This window comes from Paraburkholderia sp. JPY465, assembly GCF_050436725.1.
Classification (GTDB): domain Bacteria; phylum Pseudomonadota; class Gammaproteobacteria; order Burkholderiales; family Burkholderiaceae; genus Paraburkholderia; species Paraburkholderia youngii.
The window spans coordinates 366,045-383,136 of the sequence record NZ_JBNDMT010000007.1; the positions used below are offsets into that span (position 1 = coordinate 366,045).

Consider the following 17,092-nt stretch of genomic DNA (forward strand, 5'->3'; position numbering starts at 1 on the left):
GCTCCTATGTCAAGAAGCGCGGGCCGAATCGGCCAAGTCGGCCAGAATGAGCGGGTACAACTCCCTGACGATATAGCGCTTCAGGCAGCGGTGAATTTCCTTGTTCGACATGCCTTCCTTGGTTCGTCGCTCGACGTACGCCCGGGTTCTCGGATCACTGCGCATGCGCACCATGGCGATGGTCCACAGGGCGTTGTTTGCAGCACGGTCGCCTCCGCGGTTCAGGCGATGCCGGACCGTTTTGCCAGAGGATGCTTGCAATGGGCTCGTGCCACAAAGCGCGGCGAGTGCAGCATCGCTTTTCAAGCGTTCCGGATTGTCGCCTGCAACGGCAACAAGCACAGCCGCCGTTTGAGGCCCAACGCCGAATCGTTCTCGAAGCCGTCTGGCATGCTTGAGGGTCAGGCGTTCGAGCATCGCGTCGAGCGTCTTGAGCTCTTCCGCGAGCGCGAGGTAGCGCTTTGCCAGCAAGCGCAACGTGGTTGCCAGAGTCTGCAACATAGGCGTATCACCCAACGAGCGCAGCCGTGCGCAGCTAGCAACGCATTCGGCAGTCTTTGTCTTCAGAAGACGCTCGCGGATGTCCTGCGGCGCGCTCACCAGCAAGGCCCGCAACTGATTGATCGCCTGCGTCTTGGCCTTGACGGCGCTACGACGAGCAACGGAAACAGTTCGCATCGCTTCGGCCGCTCCAGATTGCTCTTTGGGAATCGCCGTTGCTTTTTCGGCGAGGACCGCTCGCGCAGCGTTTTCCGCATCGGTCGGATCGGACTTTCCGCGCGATCGACGCGCAGCCCGATCAGGACGATTGACCTCCAGCACTTCGATCTCGTGATCGCGCAACACACGGGCAAGGCCTGCGCCATAGGTGCCGGTTCCTTCAACGCCAGCGCGGCGCAGATGACCAAGAGAATTTGCCCAGGTCAGCAGCTTGAGATATCCCGCCGTTTCGGCAGTCACCGACAGGGTTCCGAGGAGCTTCCCCGTTTCGCTGATTACTGCACCGACATGCGTATCGAGATGCGTGTCGACGCCAAGAATGACTTCGTGTTGTTCCATGCGTGTTTCCGTCGAAGTGGGCGCATCGCCAACCCCATTCGCTGGACAGGACACTCACGGTGCAGGACAAAGCTCCTATCAGGTCACAAACGCTGGGCCCGGCAACGCTCGGGGAACGACGGAGCCCGATCGACAGGTCAACGCCAAGGCAGCTCGGCCAATCCCAGCACGGGTCAGATCGGTCCGACGTTCGAGGCGTATTTTGGACTGAGTGTCCCAGCAATTGCCTTTGCGACTCATCGAGCAGCGCATCCCGTACGAGGCCAGCTTGCGCTGGAAGTCGTGGCTGGCGTATTGACTGCCTCTATCCGAATGATGCAGGACGCCGGGCGCGGGCCGGCGGCGGAACCACGCCATCGTCAATGCGTCGGTCACGAGGTCCGCCGTCATGCGCGGCTTGACGGACCAACCTACGACCTCCCGGTTGAACAGGTCCAGCGTGACCGCCAGATACAGCCAGCCTTCGTCGGTCCAGATGTACGTGATGTCCGAGGTGAACACCTGATTGGGCTCGGCCCGCGTGAACTGTCGGTTCAACACGTTTGCCGCAACCGGCAGCTTGTGTCGAGAATCGGTTGTCACCCGATAACGGCGCTTGTGGCGGGCTCGGATACCGTTGGCGCTCATCAGCCGCTCCACACGTGCTTTGCTGGCCGGAAAGCCGCGAGAGCGCACCTCGTCGGTCATGCGCGGCGAACCGTAGGCGCCTCTGACTTTGGCATGAATCGTTCGAATCAACGTGAGCAACTGGACATCGGTCAGCCGCTGTCGCTCAGGCGTGCCGCCGCGCTTCCACGCGCGATAGCCATTGACGCTTACTCCAAGGACCTCGCACAGCGCCGACAGCGGATAGTGCCGGCATTGCGTGTCAATCCAGGCGAACTTCACAGGAGGTCCTTCGCGAAGAACGCCGCCGCTTTTTTTGCGATTTCCAGCTCCATCTGCAAGCGCTTGTTCTCCGCCCGCAGACGCGAAAGCTCCATCTGTTCCGCCGTGACGACCTTCGCCCCCGGGCCGTTCAGCTTGCCGGCTTCCGACGCTTTGAGCCAGTTGCGCAGCGTCTGTATCGACATACCCAATTCGCCGGCCACGGCGCTCACGCCTTGCCCGTCCTTGACTCGTTGCACTGCAGCTTCCTTGAACTCCGCCGTGTACACCTGGTGCGGTACCTTAAACATTTCTTCTTTCCTTCCTTTCGGTCGAGTTTATATCCGACCTGCTGGAAGGCGAAATTTCAGGAGAAGCTCACACAGTCATCCAAGTCCGAAGATCGCTCTTGAGAACTCCGAGGCGCGATCTGTCCTCGCCTTTAGGAGAGACGCCAAGATTGTCGACGAGCGCGTGTAACTGTCCATTAGGTAGCCGTCGCCTGACTTCCAAAGCGATTCGGTCGATACTATCTAGGTCCGCGAGGTCTGCCTGTATGTGCGCTTGGCGCGCAGCAGGCCACTTGCAACTGTCCGAGAACGGCCGCCGGGAGACAGTGAACACCTCCCAGTTGTTCTCCTGAAAAAGCTTAACTGTGGCATGACCGATACCGCGGCTGGCGCCGGTCAGCAGCATATAACGAGTAACTTAGCCCATCTGTGCATGTCCAATTGGATAGATCGTTGCGGCGTGCAGTTGAGCGACTGCCGCCCTGCATGGGTGAGGTGTACCAACTCGCAAGCAGGCGTGCCAAACGCACTTCATGCTTGCGAGTATCTCGCCGACTTCCTAGCCGCTCGTTGTCTTCAATCAAATGTGCTGCGGATATGCTCAGCAACATTCGAAAGTTCCTGCAGTGCAGCAATTGACCAGTTTCCACGATACGTCACCGCGGTCACGCGACATGGTTAATTGTTGTTGCGAAAACGGAGAAGAGCAGTGAGTAACAAAGCAATATTGCGATTGGCGGGCAATGCGCGGCTTGGACAACAGCCGCCTCCGTTAGCCGATCTGCGGGATCGCTTCGACAAACACTGGCGTCAAGCGTCCGAGGGCCGGTCGCGTTTTGTGAGCATAGCAGACTTCCTTATGGCGAGGTGCCGCGCCACATTCGGGCAATTTGCACGCCATGAGAAAGAGACGCCCAGTCCCCGTCCCCAACGATTTCCGCCGTCGCTTTGTCGCGCTCCCGACATCCGCCCGTCTTAGATGCAACAAAATGGCCATTGCCGCCCTGCGATGGACGGAAAACCGATGGTGAAAATACATTGAAGCAGCGTAAAACTACCGCAGATATCCCTATCCTAAGAGGATTGTTTTTTCCAGTAACTATCGTCGGAGCTGAGGTTCGGACCACCAAAGTTAACGCAGGTATCATACCGTCCGGGGAAAGGGCGTCCAATCAGCTCTGGCACCGCGTAGAGAACATGGAGACCTAGCGGCATTCTTCTTAAGAGCGAGTCATTGCCGAACCCATCGGTAATATCTAAAAATGTTTCTATAACGCCCACTTGCCTGTTTTTGCAAGAAATCCATTTAGGAACCAAATCTCTACCAAAAGGACCGAATCGACCGATCCGATCCAACAGCACTTCGCCCTTCCCTGGCGTCAGACGAACCCCGCACATCATCGCGTCACACTCAAAAAACGCCTCGCGACAGGGCATGGGAATTCTTTTTGCACGGTCGAAACATAGCTTGTAAAAAACTACTTTTTTGTGGACACAGCCCAGCCTACAGCGGCCAACATGACGATGCCGTTGATGTCGCTCAAACTCAAGGAGTTAGAGCGCAAGGGGGAACTCGGTCGAAGCCGCGGTGCCCAAAGCACCTTCGCTTCAGATCCACTGCCTCGGCTCGAATTCCAGCGAAAGGTGCCGCTGCTCAACCCGGCGACTGACTTGATTTCTTTTCATATCGACGGGCCCACAATCATTCTGGCGAAAACTTCCCGAATCCTGGCCCACCGCGTATCATCGATTGGACGTTTGCATCGACATGCTACACACCCCGTGACATAGTTGCCGTCGCAACGGCGACCGCGAAGTCACGGAGCGCGTTCACCATCGGCACAAACTCACCCGTTCTTTCGACAGAGTCCTTGGCTGACCGCGCGCATGCAAGTCTCAGTAGCTGCTCAATTTCGGTGACTGGTTCCGGGTATCGCCTTTATAAGGACATGATATTTTGTAGCCAGTGCTGATAAATTCAGTCCAAAACATCACGGGCATGGACTCGTATCGAAGGTTGCGCGAGCTGATTTGTCTTAGCGCAAGCATATCTCCAATGGACAACACTGCACTTGGGGCCCACATCTCCGGGCGACTATGCGCAGTGCTCAGTTGAGCGGTAATGACGGTTAGACATCCGTGGACGGCATCCAAGCTCACGCGCCTTCGAGATTGAACACTTGTACTTGACGCCTTTGGTAGCCGGCAGTTAAATAGCTTTGTAGAGTTGAACGATGCCACACGGTGAAGATCGAAATCGTCGAAGAAAACCGGGACCGAAAGCATACGCCATCGATGTCACATCAAGCTACAGACACATCTTTTGATCGCGATTGAGCTGATTGCATACATTGGCACTATTTCATGGAAGTCGCGAAAGGAGTCGGAAATGAACAAGGAACTGAAAATAGAACCACCGCGTCCAATCTCGCCAGCCGAGATCGCGTCCGATTGGACCGAATGGGGCCGCAGACTTTTGACCCAGAACCAATTGCCATTTTCCGGTGACGTTTCACAGTGGATATCTGCATGGGGCGAGGCGGTAGGTCAAATCGGACTATTCAATCTGAACATTACGGGCGCGAGAGATCCTGCAAAGGAACGCGCTATTATAAAGCGATACTCATACGGCCATCAGCTCGGAGAAATACTTGCTGTCTTGACACCCATGGCCGATGAATTCTATTCCACTGATCCTCATAAAAGAAGCGCTCTTTCCCCTGCCAGTCGCGATGACTATGAGAGCTTCGTCTCCATGAGAGACGGAATTCAAGAGCTCAAAAATAATAGTCCCTCAACCGTCCAGCAAATTGTAGAGGCGATCAAACGCATGAAAGAAAAGTCACCATCAACTTATCGACGCACAGTCGATGAGCTAGTCGACGAACTAAAGAGGCTTTAGCGGGAGCATGAAAGCACGTCCGTCCGCCAACTCTCCACGAACTTATCGAATTACTGACTGAATGTCGTTTTGGGGGCTGGGACTATTATTCGCCTCACAACTGCGAATGCCAGAAATGAGAAGGCGGATTCAACCGGTCGATGCAATAGTTTGGTTAAACCGCTCGGCTGGCGTTTCGTAATTCAGTGTCTTCCTCGGACGTTCATTGAGCCGTCTCGCCACAGCATTGAGCCTAGTCTGTGAATACACCGACAGGTCGGTATCTTTCGGGAAGTATTGCCTCAACAGTCCATTCGTGTTCTCGTTCGACCCACGCTGCCAGGGATGTTGTGGGTCGCAGAAGTAGACGGCAATGTCCGTGGCAACAGTAAAGCGTTTGTGGCTGGCCATCTCAGTGCCGCGATCCCAGGTTAGCGATTTGTAGAGTTCCTGGGGCAATTTGCAGGCATGTTTGATGAGCGCATCGGCAACCACCTCGCTGTCCTTGCTGGCAATCTTCACCAGCATCACATAGCGTGTCTGGCGCTCGACGAGCGTCGCAATCTGGCTGCTCCCGCTGCCGCAAAGCAGATCACCCTCCCAATGTCCCGGCACTGCGCGGTCCTCGATCGTGGCTGGACGTTCGCTGATCGACACCGTGTCGCGGATCCTGCCGTGGTCGCCCGTCTTCTGCGTGTAATGGCGGGAACGCCGCATGACCCGGGTACGCCGCAAATGTTCGAGCAATTCCTTCTTCAAGACACCACGGGCCTGGATGAAGAGACTGCGGTAGATGGTCTCGTGTGACACGTGGTAATCCTCGTTGTCCGGGTACGCGCGCCTGAGCCATCCCGCGATCTGCTCGGGCGACCACTCCAGTTGAAGTTTGTCTGCCACGATGCGTGCCAACATCCGTAAGCGGCTCAGCTGGGCCGTTCGTCCATTCGCGTGCGCGTAAGGCAAGATGGTGACTGGAACTGCCAGTCAGGTAGAGGGATCTGGCGGACTGCTTGGTGTGTGCAGCTTGTCGGCCACACGCCAAGGCAGGAGTTCGTCGATGCGATTGATTTTGTGACCGGCGATATGGGTTAGCACGTAGTCGAGGTAGGCACGCGGATCGATGTTATTCAGTCTGCAAGTGCCAATCAATGCGTACATCGCGGCTGCCCGTTCGCCGCCGCTGTCTGAACCGGCGAATAAAAAATTTTTCCGACCCAGGCTTACACAACGCAGCGCGTTCTCCGCGATGTTGTTGTCGATCTCGAGCGTACCGTCTTCGCAATACAACGTCAGTGCACTCCACCGGTTCAGCGTGTAGTTGATCGCCTTGGCCGTATCGGACTTCGACGACAGCGTTTCAAGCTTTGCCCTAAGCCACGCTTCGTAGATTTGAAGCAGTGGTCTGGCTTTCTCCTGCCGTATTCGCAACCGCTCGGCGGCTGGCCTGCCGCGAATGGAGGCCTCGATTTCGTAGAGCCCGCCAATATATTCGAGTGCCTTTTGTGTTGTGTCCGACGGCGTGCGCACGTGGATGTCGTAGAACTTTCTCCTCGCGTGGGCATGGCATGCCGCCTCGCGTATCGAGCCATCGCGGAACAATTCGTCGAAGCCTGCGTACGCGTCCGCTTGCAGAATCCCTTTGAAGCTGGCGAGATGGGTTTGAGGATGGATGCCTTGCCGGTTCGGCGAGTACGCGAACCAGACCGAAGCCGGTTGCGCCGAACCCGAGCGACGATCGTCGCGCACGTAGACCCATAGCCGGCCGGTACGGGTCTTCCTGTTGCCCGGTGAGAGCACCGGGATCGGCGTGTCATCCGCGTGCAGCTTGGTAGCGGCCACGGTATAGCGGCGCAGCGCCTCTGTTAGCGGAGCGCACAGCGCCTCACACTGGCCAACCCAGCGCCCCATACTGGCCCGGTCAAGCGTCACGCCATTGCGCGCCGCGATCGTCGATTGCCGGTACAACGGCTGGTGGTCTGCATACTTCGAGACGAGGATGTCTGCCAGCAAGCTCGGATGGGCGATGCTCCGCTCGATCGGCAGCCCAGGCATCGGCAGCTGCGTGATAGTGCTGCAGCACGGGCAAACCAGTTTGCGCCGGATCGTGCGAATGACCTTGAACGCCGCTGCAACCCGGGCGAGTTGTTCGGATGAGTCCTCGCCGAGCGCCTGCATTGGTTGACCGCAATCAGGGCAGCTTGATTCAGGCTCGAGCACATGATCCTCGCGCGGCAGATGCGCGGGAAGCGCTTGCCTGGAAGCCGCTTCGTCCGCCGTTGTGTTCGAGGTGGACGCATTTGCACCGAGGGCCTGCGCACGCTGCACATCCACAACGCCGCGCCCGGCGGCCAGATCCTCAAGTTGAGTCTCGAGCGTCTCGATTTGCCGCTGCAGCTGCTCGGACTTGCGACCGAACTGCATGCGTCTGAGCTTGTCGATCTGCGCCTTGAGCTGCTCAATCTCGACATCGCGTTCGGCAAGCAGACTACGGGCCTCGACCAGCAAGGCCTTCAGCAGTTCGATATCGTCAGGGAGATCGGCGCCGTTCGACATGCGCCGTAGTTTACGAGTCTGCCTCGCCGTTTACAACATCGATAATGCGGCGGTGCGGCGGGGCTGTCGCCAGTCGATGCCCTCAAGCAGCATCGACAGTTGTGCAGAACTCAGATGGACCTTGCCACCGTCGGCCTTGGGCCATATAAAACGGCCTCGTTCAAGCCGCTTCGCGAGCAGCCAGATTCCGTCCTCCGTTGCCCAGAGAATCTTTACCAGATCGCCGCGACGGCCCCGGAAGATGTAGACGTTGCCGCCCAGCGGGTTCTCCTCAAGAGCTGTTTGTACCTTTGCGGCCAACCCCTGAAACCCGCAGCGCATATCAGTAACGCCCGCAGCGATCCATATGCGCGTGCCTGCCAGTAGGGAGATCATGAGCGCAGACTACCCAGCACGATCCGCAGCATATCCGCGTCAACCAGGCCATCCACTTTAACCACCGCACGACCGATCCGGATCTCGATCGTGCCGACAGGTGACGCGGACTTCGCGCCTTGCGCTTGCGGCTCTACCGGAGCTGACGCAATGACCTCCGTCGGCGTGTCGCTGAGCAATACGACCGGAATGAGCCCGGCAGATCGAGCTTGCTGATCGGCCAGATATCGCCGCCGCCAGGTGAACAGCATGTTCGCGTTGATGCCATTCTCCCGGGCCAGCTTCGCGACTGATACGCCAGGCTCGCAAGCTGCTGCTGCCAGTCGCTCACGCAGCTCCCGTGGGTAGTTCGGGCGTCCCGTCCGGGAACCAGGCTTCTTCTCCGCAGACTGTGTCAAAGTGGTGCCCATCAGATTGGAAATGATGGGCATCACTTTGATGTCGCCCTCAGCCACCGTCTATAACGGCCGGCACGAGCCGCTTACCAACATCCGGTGTTCGACCAGCTTACAGACTTTGGGCCGCTGCGCCCGATCCCAGGCAAGCTGATCGGCGTGACTTGCCCGATAGCCATCCTGCCCACTGTTGCGTTTGATCTCGCGGCAGATGGTAGAGGGAGCCCGCGCAAGCCGACTGGCGATTGACTGGATCGAATCGCCAGCAACAAGCGCGCTCGATATCTCTTCCCGCTCGGCTAATGTTAGCGCCAGCCGCGAACGATGTCGCTTTGCCGGCGGGATTCCACCGGCTTCGCCGATGATCCGCTGCACGGACGAGTGGTGGCGATCGAAGAGCTGGGCGATATGCTCGAGAGACTCACCCTTTCGCCAGCGCTCCCACATCAGCGCTTTCTGCTTCTCGCTGTAGTAAATCCGGTGTCGCTGTTTCATTTGCAACACTCCCGCCGCTCATGCAGCGTTCATTGTGTTGCATCGACCGGTTGAATCCGCCGAACCCTTGGGGCCGGAGAATGAATCCGTGCGCCCGCCTTCTGTCGCCCCGCCATCTTTGTGAGCGCTGTAATGAGAAGACTGACGTGAGCAATTTTTTGGGTTGCCCGAACCGCCCTTAACGCGAGGCAGTGCAATCAGAATAATAGGAAAGTCTGTCTGACTCAGTCCGCCTTTCCAAAGCCGCAATGGTACTCGCAATGGACCTGCTTACCTCGGTCGTGGCCATCGACAACATTACCGATTACGCCACAACTTCGCCTCCGTACATCATGTGTTTTTAATGGATAAGACTTTTCCGGAAAACGGAATCCTCTATCGGTCAATCCGCCGGACGCAGGTCCATCATGCAGGCTAAATGACCATTATTGCGATGCAGATACTGACGGCTGCCCTGTGCTGATTGGGCGGGCTAAATTTGATGCGTGCACGCCATGATGGCGATGCAACGTTCCTATCGGCCCGAGGGTGGGCCATTTCGGGAATTACGCTGGGTTTTCTGACGTGGCAAGTGATTTTCATGATGATCGGTGGCGAATGGTTTGGTATGTGGATGTCAAAGCAATGGTACGGTCTCCAAACTGCTTTTTACTTTTTCGTGACATTCCTCCTCGTACTCATCTACTTGGTGATGGCAGACGACGAGAACGGTCGACCGGCTACACCGCACCGAACATCCTAGGAGCCAGGCCTAAATGCAGCCGCTGTTGACCACCGTTCTAGCCCAGTACGCGCAGCGAACAGGCGGCGGGACGACGGCAGTGGGGCTGGCAATGATACGTAACCCAAGCATGTGATGGCGCGCACCGTATACGGTTTGCTTCCGGAGCACCGCCCCTAGCATCGGGCCGTGAACGGGACGATAAGTTTCTCCTTGGCGTACCAGCACCCCTGACGCTCTAGCTTGTTCTTGCACTGAGCGAATCACACATCCAGATTCTCCTAAGGGGAATCGAAACGGTTCACTTCCTCAGTCGCCTTCCGTTGCTTCCCGCGGCGACGGTCCGCATTCACTGTGCAGACTTCTACCCCACGAGCTTGTCGACTTTTTTCACGATCATGAGCTACCTCAAGTACTATTGCCCGCAGATGTGCGACTGTTGCAATTGGAACACCCGCTCGCACTACGATGCGACGGTACTGCATATGGGTCACGAACAGTGACCATGCTAGCCCCTGCCAGCTTCGCCAGCGGCCATGACGGGGCCGATCAAGACACTAATAAAACTGCGGGGATTGCGGCGTGGCGGTCCGCGCGACGCATTCGCACGACGACGCGTGGCATGCCTCACCAGCAACCACCATGACGAGCGGTGTCACGCGGGGCTTACCACGGGATCGCAAAGCCGGATGCGACGAATTCCTGACCATCGCATAACGGCAATAGATTTTCGACTTCGTACAGGCGAGCGTTATCACGACATCTCATGCGGGCACCGGATCTACTGGCATGAAGGCGACCGCCAGAATCTGCATGGCCATAGTTACCGCATCCACCTTGTGTGTGAGGCGGTGCCCGTTAACGGTCTCGGGCGTGATCGACTTCGCGTGGTTAAGACGCTGCTATGCGACTGGACCGAGGACATTGGAATCATCGTATATTGCTGTGAGCAGACGACCCTCTGCTGGTGGAAGTGCGAATTGAAGTCGTCTGCAATTGCAGTGGCATCTACCTGTTTTAGCCGCACCACCGGTCGGCGCCTGCTCGGAGTGTTGCCGCAATGGCGCGGAAACACGAAGATCCTGACGGATTGCTATTTGGTCGATTTTAATCATACCAGTATCCGCCCTTCCTTTTTTTGTATTAGTGCCGACGTCGATGGCAGCTTAATGCGCGCGCACTGGAGAACCTCGAAAATCGAAAATCGGTTTCCTGAGTCGTTTGATGCCGTGGCGATTCTTGTCAGCGACTTAGTTCGAGCGTTTGCATTGACGAACCGTGATGAGCATGTCCCGTCCAGCATCGGACGACCAAATTTCAGAGCGGTAATCCCGCTTTGCTGGGCTTGCTCGAACCACTCTCCCACTCCTTTGCCGAAGCGGGTTTGCGGTAGAACCGCAGCCGTGTCAGTTCGTCGCGCAGCACGTAAATGCATAACAGCGGCTGGTCAGCGGCCAGTAACTCCTTGAGGTGCACCGACTGCTCAGGTTCAGGGTGCGGCGGTTACGCAGCAGCAGCCATTGGCTGGACTCCAGGACCTTGCAGGCTAACCGGTCATGGCGAAGCTGGTTGGCCTGATCGACGCGCACGCGATCGATGACTTCCCGCCCGTATTTGGCGACGACGTGGAACAGGTCGCAGACGATTTCCGCCTGTGGGCAGTGGGCGGTGATCTCAAGTTCATAGGCCATCGCCAGATCGATGGCAACTGCCTGGATGTGCCCGGCTACGCCTTCAGGAAGCCGCTCGAAAAAGGCCCGCGCGATCTCGCGGGAACGTCCGGGACCGATCAAGAGCACCTGTCGGCCGATCGGATCGACCACCACCACCGCGTAGCGATGACCCTTATGAAGCGGAAACTCGTCCGTCGACAGATAGAGGATCATCGACCAGTCCGGCTCGGTCACACGAGCGCGCGGGCGCATCTTGTCGATCAACTTGACCGTGGTGTGCCAAGGCCTGCGAGAAGTTGGTGCAGGCGCCCGGCGTACAGGCGGTGGCTGCCTTCTACGATCTGGGCTGGCAGACGTGGACCATGCCCACCAAACCCGGTGGCGCAGCACATGCAGCACCACCCGGTACTCGAACGGCGGGAGATCGCGGACGCACCGAACCGTCGTCTCATGGATCTGCCGGCACCGCGCTCCGCACTGCTCGCGGTACATAGCCTTGCTTCACCGGCTTCAGTTACAGCGATAGCGTCTGGCCTTCACATTGCGGCCATTCCACGCACCCCAACGATAACCCATCCAGCACGCCAGTGCCTGCAGTGCAATGCGATCGAACCAACCCGCCTCCTGAGTTCCTTAAACTCAGGTCTCAGGCTACGCAATCGCTCCCTAAAGCTCCTCGGCTTCCTTCGATGAACCTTTTATCTTCGAAGGTTTGAAGCAAGTCGCGCGTTCCGGCGCAGCCCGCGCTCAGGTCAGTAATCGGGCCGCAAGCAGTCCTCAGTCGGCGACAGGTGAACGCGAGCGACGCATGCGCGGCTTCCGCGATCCTGAGCGCACGCAGACTTTCTCATCGAGCTTCGGTTCGATCTCACAGCACTTCACGCTCAAGCGACATCTGCTATGCGCCTCACCCTACCGCAAACAGCTCGGGGAGCGTTTCGCCGCGTAGCGGCGTTTCACAGAGATCACACAAGTTCCGTCCGTTTTCTGAACAAGCGCTTTCCCTCCCCGCTATTCGGCAACGGCAGCCTCGACCGCAAGTGACCCATTACCCGACAGGCCTGACTGACATTGCCAAGTTGATGGGCCAACCCGAGCGTGCCGACCTTGGCACGGATTACCTTTTGCTCCTCAGTCTCGCACTCCTCGGTGTTCGCGACGTGCATCGCCGCTACCCGCTACGTCCTCCGCGCCGATGCGCGCCAGCATGAAAACCCAACAAGTGTCAGATTTTGCCTAGTCCACCGCATATCGCTGGTTGATTCACGATAACGGATCTCGGCCAACTGCAGCGCTCAAAACGACTACGTCCTAGTCGCTCCACCTTTTCACGCACATTCCTATCCCGTTGCAGTTTCAGCCCTAGGGTGTGATACGCGAGCAGCGACGGTCGATGCCCGACACTCACAGAGGTCCTGCTCGACGGGAAAATGCGCACGGCCACGCAGATAACCCCGCACCAGGTCGCGTGTCAGTCACGCGTGCCGGTGCAAGGTCAACCGACTGACTATAAGCTGGAGAACAGATAACCACGCCACCATTGATCACAAGACTCACCAACGTAAAAAGGGCGAACAGGTGGCAGTAATGCACCGCGCCCCGATGGGCGGGCAAATTCCCCCACCTGTGGGCACCTAAAATCCCCCACCTAGAGACACGCGGAGCATGACGCTGGCGCGGTCTGGCAGGACGTTACCTTACACCCCTCGAATGAAGAAAAAGAGGGGTTGTTGGAGTGAATGTCTTGAAGCCGCATCTGCAAACAACCATCGCCACGCTCATCGCCGCGGGCAAACGTCAGCGGGAGATTGCCCGGATTACGGGAGTCGACCGTAAGACGATCCGCAAGTACCAGGAGCAATTCGCGGCGGCGCAGGCAAATTCCCCCACGGTGCCCACCGGCTCCGGGCTGCAAATTCCTCCACCCTGCCCACCGGCAAAGAGCAACCAGATATCGGCCTGCGAGTCACACCGGGAGTTCATAGAGGCCCAGTTGCGGCTGCGGCGCAACGCCATGGCCATCTACCAGGATCTGGTGGACCGGTTTGGCTTTGCTGCCGGATACGACAGCGTCAAGCGGTTGGTGCGGACATTGCGCCAGCATGAACCGGCCCAGTTTGACCGGCTGGATTTCCAGCCTGGCGAAGAAGCCCAGGTTGATTATGGCGAGGGGGCCCTGACCAGGGTGCCGGGCACAAACCGTTACCGCAAGCCGCGGTTGTTCGTCATGACGCTTCGGTACTCGCGACGCAGCTTCCGCCGCGTTGTGTGGAAGTCCAGCAAACAGGTCTGGGCCGAGTTGCACGAGCAGGCCTGGCGCCAGCTGGGTGGTGTAACGCAATACGTCGTCCTCGACAATCTGAAGGAAGGCGTGATCAAACCGGACCTGTACGAGCCGGAGCTCAATCCGGTGTATGCAGCCATGCTCGCTCACTACGGCGTGGTGGCGGACCCAGCCCGCGTACGAGATCCGAATCGCAAGGGCACCGTCGAGAACGCTATCCAGCATACCCAAGGCACGGCCCTGAAGGGGCGCCGGTTCGAGTCGATCGAGGAGCAAAACGCCTTCCTTGATCAATGGGAATCGAACTGGGCGGCCAGAAGGATCCACGGCAGTACCCGTCGCCAGGTTCAGGCGATGTTCGAGGAAGAGCGCCCCCATCTGCGTGCCTTGCCGGCGCGCAACTTCGAATACTTCACCGACAAGGTCTACACGGTCTGCGACGACACGTGCGTACGGGTCGACCACAGCAGTTACGCTGCCCAACCGGCTCCCATTGGCAGCAAGGTGCTGGTGCGTAAATTTGCCCGTCACCTGGAAATCCGCAACCTCCAGACACAGACATTGCTGCGCACCCACATTCTGGCCGACAGGCCGGGAACAGTGATCCTGCCGCACGACGAGCGACCGTTCAATCCCTCCCGGGAAACGCGCCGCATCCTCGCGCAGGCCAGGACGATCGGGCCATCGGCCGAACGCCTGTGCCAGCATCTGTTCGACACCGAAGGGCGAGTCGGTCAGCGCAAGCTCTGGGGCATCGTCGGCCTGGTCCGGCGCTATCCCCGCCGCCTGATCGAATCGGCCTGCGAGATCGCAATGAGAGAAGGCATGCCCAGCTACAAACAGGTCAAGGCGCTGACCGAGCGTCTGCTGGAGCAGGCGCTGGCCGAACTGGACGCGCCCGTCCAGGGCGAACTGCCCTTGACTCAGGAACATCACCTCATCCGGGACGGCGACGACTACGCCGACCTGTTCACCCTCGGCGCCAAGCATAGCGCCGCCATGCCATCACCCAACGGAGATCTCTCTTGAGCATGAGCCTTGCCGAAATCGACCGCGCCCTGCGCGAACTGCGCCTGTCCGGCATCAGCGCGACACTGGAAACCCGGGTGCTGCAAGCCCAGGCCAGCCAGCAGCCATTCCTTGAAACCTTCTCCATGATTCTGCAGGACGAGCTCGATCGACGACAGTCCCGGCTTCTCGAACGACGCTTCCAGCAGTCCGGCCTGGACGAGCGCAAAACCCTGAGCGACTTCGACTGGTCCTTCAACACGAAAGTCCCCCGGCAGGCCTGCTTCGAGCTACACACGCTGAAGTTCGTCGCCGACAGCGACAACGCGCTGCTGATCGGCAAACCCGGCACCGGCAAAAGTCATATCGCCAAGGCTATCGCCTACAACGCCACCCTGCAGGGAATGAAGGTGCGATACGTCGAGTCCGACACCGTGTTCGCCGGCTATGCCGTGGAAACACGTGCCGATCAGGACCGGCTGCTCAAGGCCCTGGTCGAGCCCGAACTCCTCGTGCTTGACGATCTGTTCCTCGCCAAACGCATTCCCGATGCCGCGGCCGAATTGCTGCAGACACTGGTCCATCAACGCTACAAGCAACGTCGCAGCATCCTCGTCACGTCCAACCGTGTCGTCCAGGACTGGGGGCGCTACCTTCGCGACAGCACCATGGCCTCGACGATCCTTGATCGTCTGCTGCATCGCTCCAAACTCCTCGAGTTTGAAGGCAAGAGCTATCGACTCCGGGAAGCTGCTGCCAGGCTTGCCGTCACTGAGGAATCCGACGCATAATCCGCTCGTCCTGCCTGGGGGAATTTAGCCGCCCACAAGTGGAGGAGTTTGAACTGCCCATCGGGGCACCGCGTGGCGCAACAGCAGTGCAACCCTCATTTCTGTGGTGAGAAACGACAGCTTGGCACCGAGTGCAGTGTCCACGATCGAAAACGCAACATGCACACCGACAGGAGCCACGAACGCCACGCGCGCGGGCGCGTCCGCGCCAGTCCGATGAAGCGCCGGAAGAATCGGCCGTCAATACTGTAGACTGCCTCGAATTTCTGATCACCAGCAAGGATTCGCGTTGGCCTGCTCCCTCTAGTTCTGCGTCATTTCGTTCTGTAACTTCGCTACTGACGACGCCTTGAGCGCTGCATCGTCGTTGAAGGCGCACCACTTCTTCGCTCCTGACTGACCCTCGATGATTTCAGGCCCAACGACATCGTATTGAGGCAGCCATTTCTTGACCGTTTCCTTCAGCCTTAAATAGACGTCACGACCAATCTGTCGTATTCCTTTCCGTTCACATAGAACATCAGTGACCGAATGCTACGCCCTCCCAAATAATCGAAGACTTTCTCGCCTTTAGCCACTTTCAGTTGCACCATCTTGATCCTCCGGAGAACCTGCCTGCTGTTCGGCGAAGGGGTTTTCGTACCGCACCGTGACTAAGATCTTCATTCCCGCCGCGCGCGACGTGTACGCCGACCGCCTTCTGGGCATGGCTCTGCCTCAGTACGCGACCGAGCGACCCCGGGAGCCGCAAGCACGACGTTCATCGTGCCCTTCTGCTGCCAGCGCTTGGAGTTGTGCCGGGCGGTAATGTGTGACGGGAAGCCGAGGTTCTGCAGCAGATGCCCCAAGCGGCATTCCTTGGTCAGCACATGCACGATGGCTTTCAGCCCGCAGACTGGCGACGCGCGGACGGCCAAGGCCAAGCGTCTGCGAACCGAAGAGCGGCTCAACCATCACCCATTCGTCGTAAGTGAGCGGCAGGTAGATCAAACGTCGCTTACCTCTTCTTCGACCGATCGTTGAGCGGTCTGGCCGTCCAGCACTTCTATCCGGAACGGGCCACGGACTCCCGTTGAAAATTCGGCCGCCGCAGCCAAAGCGCGTTCGAGTCTGACGTCCGGCCGCATCGGCACACCGACGGTGGTATGCAGTGAGCCCAGCGCCGCCTGTTCGCCGCTACCACAGGCATCGAAGTTCACGGCGCGTTCAGCAACCTGATAATCGCCGCGAATCTGGAAGATGCGCCCCATGTACCCAACCAGAAAAGTGCCAGCCGATTCGCGTTCACCGTCCTTGCGCGCGAATCCGCCGCGGGTAAAGCAAGCGCGTACCGCCTCAATGAACGTCGTGCACATGAAGGCGAACACATCGGTGCCCTCAGGGCGCGGCGCGACGGTCAGACTATGGCCCAGAAGCTGCCCCATCCTGAAGGATGTGGTGAAGCCGATCAGGAACGGTCCCACCCGATAAATCTTGGGGTCGGCGCGCACGGTGATGGCCCCCCCCCCCGCTCCTGCCGAATCCGCACCCATGTAAACCTTCTTGCCATCTGTCAGCGCCACAATGCAGGTCATGCTGCCTCCGTAGGTGTTGCCCGATAGAACGCGACGCGCACGCCCTCGCACGGCTCAGCCGTGGTCGAATCCATGCAAGTACGCCCATTGCCGCCCAGAACTGCCTCGCGGGTCTATGACGTCCCG

The 17,092-nt window shown here is 58.5% G+C and carries 10 protein-coding genes and 6 pseudogenes; 6 read left to right on the forward strand and 10 right to left on the reverse strand.

The genetic code is table 11. The features are described 5' to 3' along the window. Nucleotides 1-9: 9 nt before the first annotated feature. The 3 genes and pseudogenes from QFZ94_RS42370 to QFZ94_RS42380 form a co-directional block, all read right to left on the reverse strand. Nucleotides 10-1,059: an IS110 family transposase gene (locus QFZ94_RS42370; RefSeq protein ID WP_368587999.1), complete on the reverse strand. Its 1,050-nt coding sequence runs from the start codon at nucleotides 1,057-1,059 to the stop codon at nucleotides 10-12. Nucleotides 1,060-1,272: 213 nt separating this feature from the next. Next, a pseudogene (locus QFZ94_RS42375) lies at nucleotides 1,273-2,237 on the reverse strand (IS3 family transposase); the annotation flags it as partial. A 67-nt stretch (nucleotides 2,238-2,304) separates the two neighbouring features. Next, nucleotides 2,305-2,622, reverse strand: a complete 318-nt coding sequence (locus QFZ94_RS42380; RefSeq protein ID WP_429463995.1) for an SDR family oxidoreductase — start codon at nucleotides 2,620-2,622, stop codon at nucleotides 2,305-2,307. Nucleotides 2,623-3,734: 1,112 nt separating this feature from the next. Here QFZ94_RS42380 and QFZ94_RS42385 point away from each other — a divergent pair. Both QFZ94_RS42385 and QFZ94_RS42390 read left to right on the forward strand, forming a co-directional pair. Continuing rightward, on the forward strand, nucleotides 3,735-4,007 hold the full coding sequence (locus QFZ94_RS42385) for a hypothetical protein (protein WP_429463997.1): 273 nt from the start codon (nucleotides 3,735-3,737) through the stop codon (nucleotides 4,005-4,007). Between the two features lie 598 nt (nucleotides 4,008-4,605). Then, nucleotides 4,606-5,118, forward strand: coding sequence for a hypothetical protein (locus tag QFZ94_RS42390; protein WP_368587464.1), 513 nt, complete (start codon nucleotides 4,606-4,608; stop codon nucleotides 5,116-5,118). 129 nt (nucleotides 5,119-5,247) lie between these two features. Here QFZ94_RS42390 and QFZ94_RS42395 read toward each other — a convergent pair. From QFZ94_RS42395 to QFZ94_RS42415, 5 genes and pseudogenes are all read right to left on the reverse strand, one after another. Then, nucleotides 5,248-6,015, reverse strand: a pseudogene (locus QFZ94_RS42395) (IS30 family transposase); the annotation flags it as partial. A 66-nt stretch (nucleotides 6,016-6,081) separates the two neighbouring features. Then, entirely contained in the window at nucleotides 6,082-7,650 is a 1,569-nt protein-coding gene (tnpC, locus tag QFZ94_RS42400; RefSeq protein ID WP_429461527.1) for an IS66 family transposase, read from the reverse strand. A gap of 30 nt (nucleotides 7,651-7,680) precedes the next feature. Continuing rightward, nucleotides 7,681-8,025, reverse strand: a complete 345-nt coding sequence (gene tnpB / locus QFZ94_RS42405; RefSeq protein WP_429463999.1) for an IS66 family insertion sequence element accessory protein TnpB — start codon at nucleotides 8,023-8,025, stop codon at nucleotides 7,681-7,683. Continuing rightward, nucleotides 8,022-8,480 (reverse strand): IS66-like element accessory protein TnpA, encoded by a 459-nt coding sequence (gene tnpA / locus QFZ94_RS42410; protein WP_429459834.1) that lies wholly within the window; start codon nucleotides 8,478-8,480, stop codon nucleotides 8,022-8,024. Before tnpA ends, tnpB begins: the two co-directional genes overlap by 4 nt. 24 nt (nucleotides 8,481-8,504) lie before the next feature. Then, nucleotides 8,505-8,915 (reverse strand): annotated as a pseudogene (locus QFZ94_RS42415) (helix-turn-helix domain-containing protein); the annotation flags it as partial. Nucleotides 8,916-9,258: 343 nt separating this feature from the next. Here QFZ94_RS42415 and QFZ94_RS42420 point away from each other — a divergent pair. Next, nucleotides 9,259-9,657 (forward strand): annotated as a pseudogene (locus QFZ94_RS42420) (DUF2165 family protein). 1,270 nt (nucleotides 9,658-10,927) lie between these two features. Here QFZ94_RS42420 and QFZ94_RS42425 read toward each other — a convergent pair. Next, nucleotides 10,928-11,885 (reverse strand): annotated as a pseudogene (locus QFZ94_RS42425) (transposase); the annotation flags it as partial. 163 nt (nucleotides 11,886-12,048) lie between these two features. Here QFZ94_RS42425 and QFZ94_RS42430 point away from each other — a divergent pair. From QFZ94_RS42430 to istB, 3 genes and pseudogenes are all read left to right on the forward strand, one after another. After that, nucleotides 12,049-12,258 (forward strand): annotated as a pseudogene (locus QFZ94_RS42430) (IS6 family transposase); the annotation flags it as partial. 786 nt (nucleotides 12,259-13,044) lie between these two features. Continuing rightward, nucleotides 13,045-14,622 carry an IS21 family transposase gene (gene istA, locus QFZ94_RS42435; protein ID WP_429455387.1) on the forward strand — a complete coding sequence of 526 codons (1,578 nt, stop codon included), beginning with the start codon at nucleotides 13,045-13,047 and terminating at the stop codon, nucleotides 14,620-14,622. 2 nt (nucleotides 14,623-14,624) lie between these two features. Beyond that, a complete protein-coding gene (gene istB, locus QFZ94_RS42440; RefSeq protein WP_429455436.1) occupies nucleotides 14,625-15,392 on the forward strand; it encodes an IS21-like element helper ATPase IstB in 768 nt (255 codons plus the stop codon). A gap of 986 nt (nucleotides 15,393-16,378) precedes the next feature. On the opposite strand, the gene QFZ94_RS42445 is transcribed toward istB, so the two are convergent. Continuing rightward, nucleotides 16,379-16,966 carry a hypothetical protein gene (locus QFZ94_RS42445; RefSeq protein ID WP_429464001.1) on the reverse strand — a complete coding sequence of 196 codons (588 nt, stop codon included), beginning with the start codon at nucleotides 16,964-16,966 and terminating at the stop codon, nucleotides 16,379-16,381. Between the last annotated feature and the right edge of the window lie 126 nt (nucleotides 16,967-17,092).

What these genes read in the sequence shown, in the direction of transcription:
- istB (WP_429455436.1), top strand. Translation starts at nt 14,625, where the DNA reads ATGAGCCTTGCCGAAATCGACCGCGCCCTGCGCGAACTGCGCCTGTCC.
- QFZ94_RS42380 (WP_429463995.1), bottom strand. Translation starts at nt 2,622, where the DNA reads ATGCTGCTGACCGGCGCCAGCCGCGGTATCGGTCATGCCACAGTTAAG.
- QFZ94_RS42390 (WP_368587464.1), top strand. Translation starts at nt 4,606, where the DNA reads ATGAACAAGGAACTGAAAATAGAACCACCGCGTCCAATCTCGCCAGCC.
- tnpC (WP_429461527.1), bottom strand. Translation starts at nt 7,650, where the DNA reads ATGTCGAACGGCGCCGATCTCCCTGACGATATCGAACTGCTGAAGGCC.
- QFZ94_RS42385 (WP_429463997.1), top strand. Translation starts at nt 3,735, where the DNA reads ATGACGATGCCGTTGATGTCGCTCAAACTCAAGGAGTTAGAGCGCAAG.
- QFZ94_RS42370 (WP_368587999.1), bottom strand. Translation starts at nt 1,059, where the DNA reads ATGGAACAACACGAAGTCATTCTTGGCGTCGACACGCATCTCGATACG.
- QFZ94_RS42445 (WP_429464001.1), bottom strand. Translation starts at nt 16,966, where the DNA reads ATGACCTGCATTGTGGCGCTGACAGATGGCAAGAAGGTTTACATGGGT.
- tnpB (WP_429463999.1), bottom strand. Translation starts at nt 8,025, where the DNA reads ATGATCTCCCTACTGGCAGGCACGCGCATATGGATCGCTGCGGGCGTT.